This is a genomic window from Aquifex pyrophilus (assembly GCF_054656935.1).
On the sequence record NZ_BAAHXJ010000004.1, the window covers coordinates 89,146 to 101,966 of the forward strand.

Annotated in this window: 17 protein-coding genes; 12 read left to right on the forward strand and 5 right to left on the reverse strand. The window is 44.0% G+C overall.

Going from position 1 to position 12,821, the window contains the following annotated elements; genetic code table 11:
• The first annotated feature begins 9 nt into the window (after positions 1-9).
• Genes ACYQZ0_RS03220 through der form a run of 4 tightly spaced genes read left to right on the forward strand, consistent with a single transcriptional unit; the run spans position 10 to position 2,975 of the window.
• The gene (locus tag ACYQZ0_RS03220) at positions 10-315 is read left to right on the forward strand and encodes an ArsR/SmtB family transcription factor (RefSeq protein WP_459775114.1); all 306 of its coding nucleotides are present in this window, start codon (positions 10-12) and stop codon (positions 313-315) included.
• Entirely contained in the window at positions 305-631 is a 327-nt protein-coding gene (gene trxA, locus ACYQZ0_RS03225) for a thioredoxin (RefSeq protein WP_459775116.1), read from the forward strand. The genes ACYQZ0_RS03220 and trxA overlap by 11 nt, the downstream gene beginning before the upstream one ends.
• 5 nt (positions 632-636) lie before the next feature.
• Complete coding sequence (locus ACYQZ0_RS03230) at positions 637-1,674, forward strand: flagellar brake protein (RefSeq protein ID WP_459775118.1); 1,038 nt, start codon at positions 637-639, stop codon at positions 1,672-1,674.
• A complete protein-coding gene (der, locus tag ACYQZ0_RS03235) occupies positions 1,674-2,975 on the forward strand; it encodes a ribosome biogenesis GTPase Der (RefSeq protein WP_459775120.1) in 1,302 nt (433 codons plus the stop codon). The genes ACYQZ0_RS03230 and der overlap by 1 nt, the downstream gene beginning before the upstream one ends.
• Here der and pgsA read toward each other — a convergent pair.
• On the reverse strand, positions 2,972-3,466 hold the full coding sequence (pgsA, locus tag ACYQZ0_RS03240; protein ID WP_459775122.1) for a CDP-diacylglycerol--glycerol-3-phosphate 3-phosphatidyltransferase: 495 nt from the start codon (positions 3,464-3,466) through the stop codon (positions 2,972-2,974). The two genes, der and pgsA, sit on opposite strands and share 4 nt — an antisense overlap.
• Positions 3,467-3,468: 2 nt before the next feature.
• Positions 3,469-4,005, reverse strand: a complete 537-nt coding sequence (locus tag ACYQZ0_RS03245) for an NTPase (RefSeq protein WP_459775124.1) — start codon at positions 4,003-4,005, stop codon at positions 3,469-3,471.
• Positions 4,006-4,037: 32 nt separating this feature from the next.
• Between ACYQZ0_RS03245 and tpiA the strand changes: the two genes are divergently transcribed.
• Entirely contained in the window at positions 4,038-4,781 is a 744-nt protein-coding gene (gene tpiA, locus ACYQZ0_RS03250; protein ID WP_459775126.1) for a triose-phosphate isomerase, read from the forward strand.
• Here tpiA and ACYQZ0_RS03255 read toward each other — a convergent pair.
• The 3 genes from ACYQZ0_RS03255 to ACYQZ0_RS03265 are packed head-to-tail and all read right to left on the reverse strand — an operon-like array spanning position 4,740 to position 7,143.
• A complete protein-coding gene (locus tag ACYQZ0_RS03255) occupies positions 4,740-5,807 on the reverse strand; it encodes an LptF/LptG family permease (protein WP_459775128.1) in 1,068 nt (355 codons plus the stop codon). The two genes, tpiA and ACYQZ0_RS03255, sit on opposite strands and share 42 nt — an antisense overlap.
• Entirely contained in the window at positions 5,807-6,391 is a 585-nt protein-coding gene (locus ACYQZ0_RS03260; protein ID WP_459775130.1) for an SCO family protein, read from the reverse strand. The genes ACYQZ0_RS03255 and ACYQZ0_RS03260 overlap by 1 nt, the downstream gene beginning before the upstream one ends.
• The gene (locus ACYQZ0_RS03265; RefSeq protein WP_459775131.1) at positions 6,388-7,143 is read right to left on the reverse strand and encodes an oxygen-binding di-iron domain-containing protein; all 756 of its coding nucleotides are present in this window, start codon (positions 7,141-7,143) and stop codon (positions 6,388-6,390) included. Before ACYQZ0_RS03265 ends, ACYQZ0_RS03260 begins: the two co-directional genes overlap by 4 nt.
• Positions 7,144-7,182: 39 nt before the next feature.
• Between ACYQZ0_RS03265 and trpS the strand changes: the two genes are divergently transcribed.
• Genes trpS through atpH form a run of 7 tightly spaced genes read left to right on the forward strand, consistent with a single transcriptional unit; the run spans position 7,183 to position 12,817 of the window.
• A complete protein-coding gene (gene trpS / locus ACYQZ0_RS03270; protein ID WP_459775132.1) occupies positions 7,183-8,370 on the forward strand; it encodes a tryptophan--tRNA ligase in 1,188 nt (395 codons plus the stop codon).
• Between the two features lies 1 nt (position 8,371).
• Positions 8,372-9,397 carry a hypothetical protein gene (locus tag ACYQZ0_RS03275; protein ID WP_459775134.1) on the forward strand — a complete coding sequence of 342 codons (1,026 nt, stop codon included), beginning with the start codon at positions 8,372-8,374 and terminating at the stop codon, positions 9,395-9,397.
• 6 nt (positions 9,398-9,403) lie between these two features.
• The gene (locus ACYQZ0_RS03280; RefSeq protein ID WP_459775136.1) at positions 9,404-10,075 is read left to right on the forward strand and encodes a PilZ domain-containing protein; all 672 of its coding nucleotides are present in this window, start codon (positions 9,404-9,406) and stop codon (positions 10,073-10,075) included.
• Positions 10,072-11,256: an FtsX-like permease family protein gene (locus tag ACYQZ0_RS03285; protein ID WP_459775138.1), complete on the forward strand. Its 1,185-nt coding sequence runs from the start codon at positions 10,072-10,074 to the stop codon at positions 11,254-11,256. Before ACYQZ0_RS03280 ends, ACYQZ0_RS03285 begins: the two co-directional genes overlap by 4 nt.
• Before the next feature lie 31 nt (positions 11,257-11,287).
• Positions 11,288-11,722, forward strand: coding sequence for a F0F1 ATP synthase subunit B (atpF, locus tag ACYQZ0_RS03290; RefSeq protein WP_459775140.1), 435 nt, complete (start codon positions 11,288-11,290; stop codon positions 11,720-11,722).
• The gene (locus tag ACYQZ0_RS03295) at positions 11,722-12,279 is read left to right on the forward strand and encodes a F0F1 ATP synthase subunit B (RefSeq protein WP_459775142.1); all 558 of its coding nucleotides are present in this window, start codon (positions 11,722-11,724) and stop codon (positions 12,277-12,279) included. Before atpF ends, ACYQZ0_RS03295 begins: the two co-directional genes overlap by 1 nt.
• Entirely contained in the window at positions 12,272-12,817 is a 546-nt protein-coding gene (gene atpH / locus ACYQZ0_RS03300; RefSeq protein ID WP_459775144.1) for an ATP synthase F1 subunit delta, read from the forward strand. The genes ACYQZ0_RS03295 and atpH overlap by 8 nt, the downstream gene beginning before the upstream one ends.
• Positions 12,818-12,821: the final 4 nt, after the last annotated feature.

A 12,821-nucleotide genomic window follows, 5' to 3' on the forward strand; every position in this document is an offset into this window, starting at 1 on the left:
ATTAGTAGGATGCTGAGGGAAGATATTCTAAGCGATGAAAAGCTTGAAGAATACGCTGAGTTTTTTAAGGCCCTTTCCCACCCCGTAAGGTTAAAGATAATAAGCATCCTCATGGAAGGAAAGCAGTGCGTTAAGAACCTCGGGGAGATTTTAAACCTCTCCCAGCCCAGCGTTTCCCAGCATCTCTCAATTCTCAGGGCCCGCGGGATAGTAGGTTGGAGAAGGGAAGGCTCAATAATATGTTACTATATTAAGGACGAACGCGTTAAGAAGCTTTACAACTTACTCATTAAGGAGGAGGAAAATGGCAGGTAGAGTGATTGAGCTTAACGAACAAAACTGGGACCAAGAGGTTCTCCAGTCCGATAAACCCGTTCTCGTTGACTTTTGGGCACCCTGGTGCGGGCCCTGTAGGATAATAGCTCCCATAATTGAGGAGCTTGCGGAAGAGTTCGGAGACCAGATTAAGGTGGGGAAACTAAACACCGACGAGAACCCCAATATAGCGATGAGATACGGAATAAGGGCAATTCCCACGATAATCCTCTTCAAGAACGGGGAGGTGGTAGACACGAGAATAGGAGTCCAACCCAAAGAAGCGTTAAAACAGATGATTCTTGAGCATGTATAAAGTTTATGGACGCTCAAGCGGGATTTGACACCTTTATTGAAGCCACCCGTTACCTCTTTCGGGGGCCTTCCCCCCAAGAAATCCTTTTATTTATCATCGTCTTTTCCGCATTCCTCGGAATAGTTTCGGTTCCCGTAATCTATCTGAGAATAAAGGAAAGACAGAGGCTAAAGGAGGTTTTTTTTTCAAGGGCGAAAGATTACGACCTCACGGAAGAAGAAACTGAGCTTCTCTGGAAATACGTAAGGCAGTTTCCCGTAAATCCCACTTTGGTTTTTGAAAATAAGGCGTTATTTGAGAAGATTGTTGACAGGATAGTAAGAAACGGAAATCCCGAGGAGATAAAGCTCATATCTACCATAAGGATGAAACTGAGGTTCAGCTCAATACCCTGGTTCATTCCCCTCTCAACCACAAGGGATATAGAGGTTTACCAAACCGGAAGGCTGGTGGTTGGAAACCAGGAGGTTGACGCGTACGTTTACGACAAGGACGAGGAGTTTTTATACATAGCCTTGCTCCAACCCATTAGCGTTAAGGTGGGAGACAGGATAAAGTTTTACTTTCTAAGGGAAAACGACGCGAGATACTCCTTTGAGGCAAACGTTGAAAAGATTTTTATGGAGATGGGAAGAATGATTTTAGCGGTGAGGCACACGGATAAGCTTAACAGAATACAGTTCAGGGAGACCGTAAGGTGGAAGGTAAAAATTCCCGTGAAGTTTACGATTCTCAAAAAGGAGGGCGAGGAAACCTACGAAGGAATAATTGAGGACATAAGCGTTAGGGGAGCAAGGGTTTGCTACGAGGGTACTATAGATGTAAAGGAGGGGGAGAATGTCCTTCTTGACTTTACCCTTAAGGGCTATAGATTTATGAATTTGCTCGGAAGGATAGTTCACAAAAGCGTTTATGAGAAGAAGGTTTGTATGGGCATAAAATTTGAAGAGGTTTCAAGAAAGGAGGAACAGATTATAGAGAGCTTTATCCTTGAGGAACAGAGAAAACTGCTTAGGGCCTATAAGATGGGAGAGATTGAGTGATGGGAAACAGGGTCGTTATTATCGGAAGACCTAACGTAGGGAAATCAACGCTTTTTAACAGACTCATAGGAAAAAGGTATGCGATAGTTGAGGATTTCCCCGGAATAACGAGGGATATTATTGAGGGAAAGGCTTCATGGGGGGGGAAAGAGTTCATAGTAGTTGATACGGGCGGTCTTGTGCCCGAGACTAAGGACGAGATTATAAGGGAAGTAAGGAAGTTCGTTGAGAAAGAGATACCCAGGGCGGACGTTATACTCTTTGTTGTTGACGGTAAAGAGGGGATAAATCCCCTTGATGAGGAGATAGCAAAGCTTCTCTACCCCTACAAGGATAAGGTGATACTCGTTGTGAACAAGGTGGACAACAAAAGGATTGAGAAAAACGTTCCAGAGTTTTACTCCCTGGGCTTTGAAAAGGTTTTTCCCATATCCGCCCAGCACGGGAGGGGAACGGGCGAGCTACTGGATGAGGTTATCAAATACCTAAAAGATGAGAAGGTTGAAACCGTTGAGGAGGGCATAAAGGTTGCGTTCGTCGGAAGGCCTAACGTAGGGAAGTCCTCACTCATCAACGCCATACTCAAGGACGAGAGGGTAATCGTTTCACCTATCGCGGGGACCACACGGGATGCAGTAGAAATTTCCTTCAGGTGGAAGGACAAGAACTTCATACTAATAGACACCGCGGGTGTAAGGAGACCTTCAAAGGTTGAGTACGGAGTTGAGTTTTACTCGGTCGGAAGGAGCATAAAGGCAATAGAGCTTTCTGACGTTTCCTGTCTCGTTATAGACGCATCGGAGGGACCGACGAGGCAGGACAAACGGCTCGGGGGACTCATAGAGAGGAGGTATAAGGGGTGTGTGATAGTTACCAATAAGATGGATATATCCCCCTGGAGCAAGGAAGAGCTTGAGGCAATAATAAGGAAGGAACTATTCTTCCTTGATTTTGCACCTATCGTTTTCACCGTTGCAACGAAGGGAGAAGGTGTTGAAGAACTTCTGAACTGGATAGACATAGTTTACAAGGACTACACAAAACAGCACAAAACTTCTTTCATCAACAGGGCTGTTCACAAAATACTCAGCGAAAAACCCCCTCCGAGGTATAAAGGAAAGGAGGTAAAGGTTTATTACGCCTTCCAGGAGAGCACCAAACCCCCGACGATAGTCCTAATAACCAACTATCCAGACGCCTGGAAGGAGAACTATAAAAGGTTCTTCATAAAGAAGCTGAGGGAGTATCTCAACATAAAATACGCTCCCATAAAGCTGGTAATAAAGGGAAGGGAGGATTAAGCGGTTAATCTTTTAAAGCTTTTTATATACTCAAAGGCGGAAAGGTATGCGAGAATTACGGAAAGGATTAAAAGCTCGTTGCCAAGCTCAACACCGGCGAGTATGAGAATGACGGATACGAACTCAAAAAAAGCTTTCAGCTTCCCCAAAAGGGAAGCCTCCATATAAACTCCCTTTTCTACAGCTAAGCTTCTCAGGAAGGATATACTCAGCTCCCTGAAGGTAAGTAGGATTACCCATATAGCCTTTACCTTTCCCGTTTCAACGAGAGCTATAAGAGGGAGGAGAACGAAAACCTTATCCGCATAGGGGTCAAGCAGTTTCCCTATATTTGAAACCTTTTTGTTTTTCCTCGCGAGATTTCCGTCAAACCAGTCGGTAAGTGCTCCGAGAATGTAAAAAGTAAGAGCTAACTCGTAATTTTCCGAGAGAATTAGGAAAACGACAGGAAATGTAAGAAGTATTCTTGAGAAAGTAAGAAGGTTTTCCATACTCACTTTCCGAGTAGATTTAATATATCCTCAAGGATTATATCCCTGTTTTGTTTATTCAGCTCAATGAGAACCGCCCCGGGAAGCCTCCTTATCTCCCTCACGAGGGGGTGAACGTCCCTTATGGGAATTGTTGCAACAACGTTAACCGTCGGGTCATACATAATCTTTCTCACCAAATCCCTGAACTTCTTTGAGAATAGCTCCATCTTTCCTATCTCGTCTATAACTATAACCTTGCTTTTATCCCTTTTAGCCTCCCTGTAAGCCTTCTCAAGAATGGGAATTGCCAACTCTTCAAAATACTGAACGTTAACTCCGTAAGAGCCCACGAGCTTCTTTGAAGTGAAGAACTTAGAAGAAAAAATCTTTTTCTTACCTTCGGTCGTAATTATCCTGAATCCTGTTCTCCTGTTCGTTTCGGGGTCCCTCACCTCCTCGGTCCAGAACCCTATCGCCCTGTCTCCGAGTCTCTGGATTAGCTTCTTTACCAGCGTCGTTTTTCCTACACCGGGTTCACCGGTAATGAGTATTTTCATAACAAGAAATTTTAAAGGTAGAATGAAAACTTATGAGAAGGTTGATAGCCGCAAACTGGAAGATGAACAAAACACCAAAGGAAACAGAAGAATACCTTAAAAAGTTCTTGAGGTTTGTTGAACATCCCGAAAGCAGGGAGATACTCATATGCCCCCCTTTCACTTCCCTATGCGTCGCCTCAGAAATGCTTAAGGGAACGGGTGTCAAGCTTGGTGCTCAAAACTGCCATTACGAGAAGAAAGGAGCGTTCACCGGAGAGGTTTCCATTCCTATGCTTAAGGAACTCGGGTGTGAATACGTAATAGTGGGTCACTCCGAGAGAAGGCATATATTCGGAGAATCCGACGAATTAATTCATAAGAAGGTCGTTGCGTGCCTTGAGGAGGGTATAAGGCCAATCCTTTGTGTAGGGGAAAAGAAGGAGGAAAGGGAAGCGGGAATGACTTTCAAGGTCGTTGAAACCCAGATAAAGCTCGCCCTTAACGGCATTGAGGAGCACGTTGATAAAATAGATATAGCCTACGAGCCCGTGTGGGCAATAGGGACCGGCATTCCCGCAACTCCCGAGGATGCGGTTGAAGTTCACATTTTCATAAGGAACCTCCTAAAAGAGATGAATCCGAAAAACGAAGGGAAGACCAGGATACTTTACGGGGGAAGCGTGAAGCCAGAAAACGCCAAAGAGTTTATGAAGCACGAGGAGATAAACGGACTGCTTGTGGGAACCGCAAGCCTAGACCCTGAATCCTTTGCGAAGATTGTGTATTCCTTTTAAAGAAAGGATTACAAGGATACCCACGGGAAGAAGGGAGAAGTAGAGGGGCTGGTTTGCCTTCTGGGTTATTAACTTCGGTGAGAGAACGATACCCCATAAAAGGAAAAGTCCTATAACCATTCCTCCACTTACCTTTCTTATATCCCTCCATCTGAAGAAGAGGTAAAAAGCTAAAAGAGAAACAAAGGAAGGAAGGAAGGAAAAGAGAACTCTAAATGTTAGCTCCCCTCCGTAGGTGTCCGCATTGAGACCAACCGCTTTGCTTTTCGCGTAAAGTATGAACAAATCCTTCAAGGTTAGGAAATCTATCTTCGTTGAAAATAGCTCAACCTCTTTTAGATGTATCCCTATCCTCACCCTTTCAAAACTCAGGATTTTCCTTTCCCCTTTTATTAGGTTGTAAACTTCACCCGAGTATACGATTATCTCATCCCCCTTCCAAAGTCCCGTAAAAACTTTTATCTCTTCAACGGGTGTCAAGCTTCTCCTTTCCACCTTTATAGCAACTGAATCTATGAGAACTCCGTCGGATAGATTAAGGCTACCTATGTAGTAGTAAGTTCTGTATTCTCCCTCTTTTAAGAACCAGAAATCCTTTATAACACCCGCGATTCTCTGCTTCTTCTTGTAATGCTTCTCTATATACCATAGATTTCCGAGAAGCTTGGGGAAGAGGTACTGATTTCCCAACAAAAAAATGGAAGATAAGAAAAGAAAAAAGAGAAGAACCGAAAGGGAAAACCTGAGAGGTGAAATACCGAAGCTCTGAACGGTAAGGTCTATCTTTTTCTCAACAATCCTTTTCAAGAATACGACCGAAGATATACCGCTCGTTATAAAGGAAAGGTAATAAAATCCGAGGGGCAGAAGGTTAAAAAAATACTGGAGTGCTACGTTTATACTTTTTTCTTTAAAGCCGAGAATAAACTCAAGGAGTCCGTAAAGGGACACGAGAAGAACGCTGACGAGGTTTACCGAAAGGAAAACGAGAAAAAAGTTCCTAAAAAGGTATAAATCAAATAGCATTAAAGAAGGTTCTTTATATCCTCTGCTATGAGTTCGGGCTTTTGTCTGCTCGTTGAGTATATGAGCTTTATTTTTCCGTCCTTGGTTATCAGGTAAATGAGTGCGGTATGGTCAACGAGGTAGTTCTTCTCATCCTTCTGTTGAACCTTCTTATAGAAGACCTTGTAATGCTTGGCAACCTCCTTTATCTCTTCGGGGGTTCCCGTGAGTCCTAAGAAGCTCTTGTCAAAATACTTCGCATACCTTGAAGCGAGCTCGGGTGTATCCCTTTCGGGGTCAACGCTTATGAAAACAACCTGAACCCTCTTTTTCTCATCTTCGTCAAGCTTTTCCATAGTTTTCTTTAGTGTGTACATAGCAGCTGGGCAGACATCGGGGCAGTGGGTATAACCGAAAAAGACGAGGACTATATCCTTTTCCTTGAGGATATCTTTGAGGCATACCTCTTTAACCTTTCCCTCTTCCTCCGTCTTCAGACAGAAGTTATAGGCGGGCTTATCGTAAAGAACGCCGTTAAATTCCTTCTTATTCTTACAACCTATCAGTAAAAGAATGGTTATGAGAAGTAAGCTTAAAGCCCTCATGGTATTGAGTATATATCCTCGTTCATTAAATCCACACCGCATTTCAGGTTTTCCGCCCACTCTATAAACTTATTTACGAGCTCCTTTCCCTTGAAAATAGCCCCGTGCTGGGGTGCCATAATCTCTATGTCAAGCTTTCTCACCATGTTTGCCCAGAGTTTCAAGACCTTATTTGAAGCCATATACCTTTTGTGGAATCCCTCCATATACTTTATATGTTCCTCAAAGTTCTCAACGAAAAAGTAAGGCTGGTTAAGGGATGCTCCAAGGTCTCCGCTGAAGAGTATCTTTGAGCAGGTGTCGTAAACCTGGAAGTTCCCCGGAGAGTGGAGGAAGTGAGCGGGAAGTATAAGAAGCTCACAACCGTTGAGGTCAAGCCTCGTTCCCTTATCCTCTATCGGTTTTACCCTTTCCTCAAAGTTCTTCTCAAGCCCGAAGTGAGGAAGAAACCTGAGCCAAAGCTTTGATATGTAGGCTTCCGCATTCGTTGTGAGAAGCCACCCGTTCAATGCGGCAACTATATCGGGGTCCTGGTGGGATAGGAATATATACCTGAGCTTATTGGGGGGAAGGTGAGCGGATATATCCCTCTTTAGCTGGGAAAATACCTTATGCCCTCCCGGGTCAAGGAGCATTCCCTCACCGTTGTGAATTATGAGATACTGGTTTGCCTGAACCGCACTTGCGGGAGTTAACTCTTCAAAGAGGACAACTTTATGATTTTCGCTTTCAAAAATTACCTGACCGCTCATAAAATTTAAGTTTAAACCTTCCGTTTAAAATAATCTCCTATGCGTGTAGTAAGCGGTATGAGACCTACCGGAAAGCTCCACCTAGGCCACTACTTCGGAGTTATAAGAAACTGGGTAAAGCTACAGGAAGAACACGAGTGCTACTTCTTCATAGCGGACTGGCACGCACTCACAACCGCATACAAAAATACCAAGGAACTCAGGAAGAATATAAGGGAGGTTATGATAGATTGGCTCGCCCTCGGGCTAGACCCCAACAAGAGCGTTCTCTTTATCCAGTCCCTCGTAAAGGAACACGCGGAGCTCTGCCTCCTTTTCGGTATGCTAACGCCAAAGAGCTGGCTTGAGCTGAACCCAACCTACAAGGACCTAAAGTATAACCTCCTCAGGCTTTCTGACCTTGAGAAGAATTTCAAGGAAAAGCTTGAAAGCAATATTGAGGAGTTCATAAAGCTCGTTCCCTTTGAAATAAGCAATCCCGAAAAGTTCAGGGAACACCTTCTTGAGAACCTCACCCAGACGATGATTGAAGCCCTCTTTGAAGGGGAGATTGAACCCGAAATCCTGAAGAAGCTTAATGTATCAAAGAGGGATTTTTACGAGACGGACACTTTTGGCTTTCTCGGATACCCCGTTCTCCAGACCGCGGACATACTCGTTTATAAGGGCGAGGCGGTTCCCGTGGGGGAGGACCAGCTTCCCCACATAGAGTTATCCAGGGAGATAGCGAGACGCTTTAACAGGCTATACGGAAAGGTTTTCCCCGAACCCAAGGCACTCCTTACCGAAACCCCAAAGATACCTGGAACGGACGGAAGGAAGATGTCAAAATCCTACGGAAACGCTGTCTTCTTTGCGGATACAAAAGAGGAGGTTGAGAAGAAGGTAATGAAGATGTTCACAGACCCCCAGAAGATAAGGAAGAACGACCCCGGAAGACCCGAGATATGTCCGGTCTTTTCCTGGCACAAACTCTTCACTCAGGACAGGGAGCTCGTTGAGAGGATAGAAAGGGACTGCAGGACGGGAAAGCTGGGTTGCGTTGAGTGCAAGAGAATACTACTGAAGCACCTTGAGGAGTTCCTTGAGCCCATAAGGGAACGGAGAAAGGAGCTTGAAAAGAGGATAGAGGAGATAGAGGAGGTATTTTACGAAAACTCAAAGAAGGCGAGAGGGGAAGCCCAAAAAACTATGGAAGAAGTAAGAAAGGCAATGAATCTTCCCTGAGATGGAGTTCTTTTTCCTTCTTCCCTTAATCTTTCTTCCCTATATAATCTTTTTCCTCTATCCGATTGCCTTTGTTAAAAATCCCGTGAGGAGGGAAAATCTAATAAATCCCCCGAAGCTCTTTCTTTACTCCTACGTTTTTCACATACACACCCAGTTTTCTTACGATAGCCTCGGAAAGCCTGAAGATGTAAAGAGAGCCCTTCTTGAGAACGACCTTGATTTCGCGGTTATTACGGACCACGAGGTTGACCACTTTAAGCACTTTCAGGACGAGAAGATAATCGTAGGAGTTGAGAAAAAACTCAACGACGAAAGGGGAAAACTCTTGGGAGACCTCATAGAACTCGGGGAGTTAAAGATAATATCCCACCACTTCAGGAAGTACAGGTGGAAGCTTGAGAGAAAAAAGGAGTACTTATTTGAGCTTATAAACTTAAAAGACGCTCTCGTTGAAAACAGAAGGGGATTAATTTTTTACCTCCTTCTTGCACCCTTTATATATCCATTTATGAAAAATTCTTATCTTAGAAACTTCGTTAAGGTTATTGACGCTGAAAAGTATATAAGAAAATACCTGAAAGAAGGCTGGGAAAACAAAGTAATAGGCGGGCTTGACCACCATGTCAAGATTTACGTGAGGGAAGTAGGGATAAGGTTTTTATTTCCCTCTTACAGTTTCTCCTTCAGGCTTCTCAGGAACTTTCTTCTTAGCTCCAAACCTATAAAGAATAAAGAGGAGTTCATAAAAGCCCTGAGAAATGAAATAAACTTAATCTCCTTTTCGGAAAAGCCCTCTCTCGTATGGAACGATGGGAAAAAACTCTTCGTTTACGCCCCCTATCCTAACGTTCTCGTTAAGGTCTTCTCAAAGAATGGGATTAAAACTTTTGAAAGCTCCTCCTTAGAGCTTGAGCTTCCCCAAGGGAGTTATATCGTATGCGGATACAGGTATGCCTTCAGATTTTGGAAGTTTTACTTTGGCTTAAAACCCCTCTTCGTTTCTGACCTTATAAACGTAAACTAATAATGTATGAAAACAAAGCTTTCCGAAATATTTAAAGAAGGGGAGAAATACGATATATCAACGAAGTTCAAAGAGCTTCCCGTAAAGACTAAGTTAAGGCTCTCTTGGATAGATGACTCCTCAAAACTTCTCGGATTTTCATGGGGAAAGTGCATTTTCAAAGGAGCCTTTCAACCTAAAACGGAGGTTTATATAAACGTAAACGATAAGTATGCCTACGGAAAGGTCGTGAGTAACGCAAACGAGCTCGTCATTGAGTTTGAAGAGTTCAGGGAAAAACCCGCATTTATAGACAGAAAGGCGGTAAGGGTTGAACCCGACCCCTCAAATCCAGTAATCGTTGAGCTAAGCGTAAACAGCTATAACTTAAAAGTTCCCGCAAAAGACATAAGCGAGACGGGAGTAGGAGTAATCCTTGAGAAAAACACACCCAAAGCCGACGAGGTTATAGAGCTTCTCCAGAATAACCCCTCCGCATGGTTTAACCTGTATGTTCACCTCCCGAAGCACGGAACCGCACACGCAAAGGGAAGGGTTAGAAACCTGAACGTTTCCGAGGAAGGCGTTTACATAAGGATAGGCTTTGAAGCGGAATACTCACCGAAAGACAAGGATAAGGTGAGAAAATACGTTTTTGAGAGACAACAGGAGATAATAAAATCCCTTAAGATGCTATGAGAACATACCTGAAGATAGCCTTAAGATACCTTCTCAGTTCAAGGGGAGCGTCCCTAATAATCTCCCTCATAGCCTTTTTCGGGATATTCCTGAGCGTATCCGCAATACTTCTAACGATAGGTGTGTTTACGGGCTTTCAGGACGAGCTGAAGAACAAAATCCTTTCAAAAACTCCCCACATAGTGATAACCCTTTACACCGATGAAGAGGAGAAAGAGATTAGAGAAACGCTCTCAAAGATAAAAGAAGTTAAAAACTTTTTAAGCTTCAAGCTTTACAACGCCTTTCTCTCAAGCGGGAGAGTTGTGCAGAGTGTAAGCGTAAAGGCTATAGACTTTTCCGATAAAAACTTCAGAAGCTTTATAGAAAAAAGCCTTGTTGAAGGAGAACTCAAAGGGCTCGTAATAGGAAAGGGCATAGCGGAAATACTGGGTGTTAGCGTTGGGGAGAAGGTGAGCCTCGTTTCCCCTTTCGGGATAAGGACTCCCACGGGAGTTATCCCTAAGGTAAAGAGCTACAGGATAGGTGGAATATTCTACACGGGCTCATACGACAAGGACTTTGCCTTCGTCTTTATGGACCTAAAGGAAGCTATGGATTTCTTCAAGAGGGATGTCGGCATTAACCTCACCGAGGTTTACCTAAAGGAGCCCTATAACGCAAACAGAGTTAAGGAAAGAATTCTGAAAGAGCTCGGAAATACCGTTATCGTTCGCTCGTGGATAGACCTGAACAAGCCTCTCTTTAACGCCCTTGAGCTTGAAAAACTCGGACTCTTCTTCATCCTCCTCCTTATGGTTCTCGTTGCCTCTTTTAACATAACGAGCCTTCTCTTCGTTAAAGTAAAGGAGAGATTAAGGGATATAGCGGTTTTCAAGACCTTCGGTATGAAGAAAAAGGGGATAGTTTTCATATTCCTATCGGTAGGTATGAGCCTCGGGATACTGGGAGCCCTTCTCGGGATAATAAACGCTTACGTCCTTGCCTACTTCATAAACGAGTATAAGCTCATAAGGGTTTCCGAGGAGGTCTATATGATGAGCTACATACCCGTTCACATAAAGCTAAAGGACGTGATAGCGACATTTACGGGGACTGTTGTACTTTCCTTCCTCTCCTCACTCCTTCCTTCCCTAAGGGCTTCCTCAGAAAGGGTTATTGAGGTTTTGAGAAAGGAGTGAGTTTTGTTATAATGTTGTGCGGAGGGCAAGAATGGACATAGGTGTAATGCCGAACGCAACCCTACTCGTTCAACTCGTCATATTCGTTATATTCATGCTCATACTTAACAACATCTACGTTAAGCCTTATATGGACATCATTGAGTCAAGGGAGAACCTAATAAGGAAGAACCTCTCGGAAGCGGAAAAGCTGAGGAATGAGGCAAAGTCCTACCTGGGAGAGGCCACACGCATACTGGAAGAGGCCAAGAAGGAAGCGGACGCCATAATTGAGAACTCTCGTAAGGAAGCAGAGCAGGAAGCCCGTTCAATAATTGAGAAGGCGGAAAGGGAAACGGAAGAGGAAATCAAGAAGGCTGTTGAGGAGATAAGGAAGAGCCTTGAGGAAGAAAAGAAGAAGCTTGAGAAGTCCGTTGTTGATATAGCCAAGACGATAGTTAAGAAAATTCTCAGAGAGGCGGCGTGATGGGTAGGTTGTTCTTTTTAACTGCTTTAATTACGGCTTACTCCTTTGGGGCTGAAGGGCACGGCGATATGCACTCCCCCGGTGCCCTCATCTGGAAGGGGCTCAACATTCTTGCATTCCTCGGAATCGTTTACTACTTTGGAAGGAAACCCATAAGCGAAGCCTTTGAGAAGTTTTACAACTCCATAATCAGCAGTCTTGTAAATGCGGAAAGGGAGCTCATAAGTGCGAAGGAGGAACTTATAAAGGCGAAAGAAGAGCTTGAGAAGGCGAAGAAGAAGGCGGAAGAGTATAAAACCCTTGCCCAGGAAACCGCTCAAACCGAGAGGAACAGGATAATAGAACACGCAAAGGAGGTTTCCGAAAGGATTAAGGAAAAGGCAAAGGAAACGATAGAGATAGAACTGAACAGGGCCAAGAAGGAACTCGCCCTTTACGGCATTCAGAAGGCTGAAGAGGTGGCAAGGGAGATGCTCTCAAAAGAGTTCAAGAAGGCGGAAGTTCAGAAGAAGTATATAGAAGCACAGCTCAAACTCCTGGAGGAGAAGAATGCTTAAGAGAAAGGAGCTTGCGAGAAAGGCTGTAAGACTGATAGTTAAAAAGATTCCAAAGGAAAAGGAAACAATACTTAACGTTGACGCTTTCCTCGGAGCTCTTGCGAATGCTTACAAGAAAGACAGAACCCTCAGAAACTTCTTCCTCTCTCCCCAGATAGATAAGGAAAAGAAGATGAAGGCCCTTGAGGAGCTCTCAAAGAAGTTCAACGCTCCCAAGGAAGTCCTTGAGGTTCTTGAGTATCTCGTTGATATAAACGCAATGGCCTTAATTCCCGAAATGAAAAGGCTTTACGAGATTGAACTTGAAAAGTTAATGAGAATGCTCAAAGGGGAGCTCATACTTCCGAGAAAGCTTGATAAGAAAACCCTTGAGAAGATTAGGAAGACAATAAACAAGCTCCTGAACAGGGAGATAGAGATAGAGATAAAGGAGGACCCCGCGATAATAGGGGGATTTGTTTTTAAGACGCAGGCTTACGTTCTTGACACTTCGGTAAAGACCCAGCTTGAAAAGCTCGCGAGAATCGGAGGTGTTTAAATGG

Excerpts from the sequence above, each read along its gene's own strand:
- ACYQZ0_RS03220 (WP_459775114.1), top strand. The coding sequence starts at position 10 with ATGCTGAGGGAAGATATTCTAAGCGATGAAAAGCTTGAAGAATACGCT.
- trxA (WP_459775116.1), top strand. The coding sequence starts at position 305 with ATGGCAGGTAGAGTGATTGAGCTTAACGAACAAAACTGGGACCAAGAG.
- ACYQZ0_RS03230 (WP_459775118.1), top strand. The coding sequence starts at position 637 with ATGGACGCTCAAGCGGGATTTGACACCTTTATTGAAGCCACCCGTTAC.
- der (WP_459775120.1), top strand. The coding sequence starts at position 1,674 with ATGGGAAACAGGGTCGTTATTATCGGAAGACCTAACGTAGGGAAATCA.
- pgsA (WP_459775122.1), bottom strand. The coding sequence starts at position 3,466 with ATGGAAAACCTTCTTACTTTCTCAAGAATACTTCTTACATTTCCTGTC.
- ACYQZ0_RS03245 (WP_459775124.1), bottom strand. The coding sequence starts at position 4,005 with ATGAAAATACTCATTACCGGTGAACCCGGTGTAGGAAAAACGACGCTG.
- tpiA (WP_459775126.1), top strand. The coding sequence starts at position 4,038 with ATGAGAAGGTTGATAGCCGCAAACTGGAAGATGAACAAAACACCAAAG.
- ACYQZ0_RS03255 (WP_459775128.1), bottom strand. The coding sequence starts at position 5,807 with ATGCTATTTGATTTATACCTTTTTAGGAACTTTTTTCTCGTTTTCCTT.
- ACYQZ0_RS03260 (WP_459775130.1), bottom strand. The coding sequence starts at position 6,391 with ATGAGGGCTTTAAGCTTACTTCTCATAACCATTCTTTTACTGATAGGT.
- ACYQZ0_RS03265 (WP_459775131.1), bottom strand. The coding sequence starts at position 7,143 with ATGAGCGGTCAGGTAATTTTTGAAAGCGAAAATCATAAAGTTGTCCTC.
- trpS (WP_459775132.1), top strand. The coding sequence starts at position 7,183 with ATGCGTGTAGTAAGCGGTATGAGACCTACCGGAAAGCTCCACCTAGGC.
- ACYQZ0_RS03275 (WP_459775134.1), top strand. The coding sequence starts at position 8,372 with ATGGAGTTCTTTTTCCTTCTTCCCTTAATCTTTCTTCCCTATATAATC.
- ACYQZ0_RS03280 (WP_459775136.1), top strand. The coding sequence starts at position 9,404 with ATGAAAACAAAGCTTTCCGAAATATTTAAAGAAGGGGAGAAATACGAT.
- ACYQZ0_RS03285 (WP_459775138.1), top strand. The coding sequence starts at position 10,072 with ATGAGAACATACCTGAAGATAGCCTTAAGATACCTTCTCAGTTCAAGG.
- atpF (WP_459775140.1), top strand. The coding sequence starts at position 11,288 with ATGGACATAGGTGTAATGCCGAACGCAACCCTACTCGTTCAACTCGTC.
- ACYQZ0_RS03295 (WP_459775142.1), top strand. The coding sequence starts at position 11,722 with ATGGGTAGGTTGTTCTTTTTAACTGCTTTAATTACGGCTTACTCCTTT.
- atpH (WP_459775144.1), top strand. The coding sequence starts at position 12,272 with ATGCTTAAGAGAAAGGAGCTTGCGAGAAAGGCTGTAAGACTGATAGTT.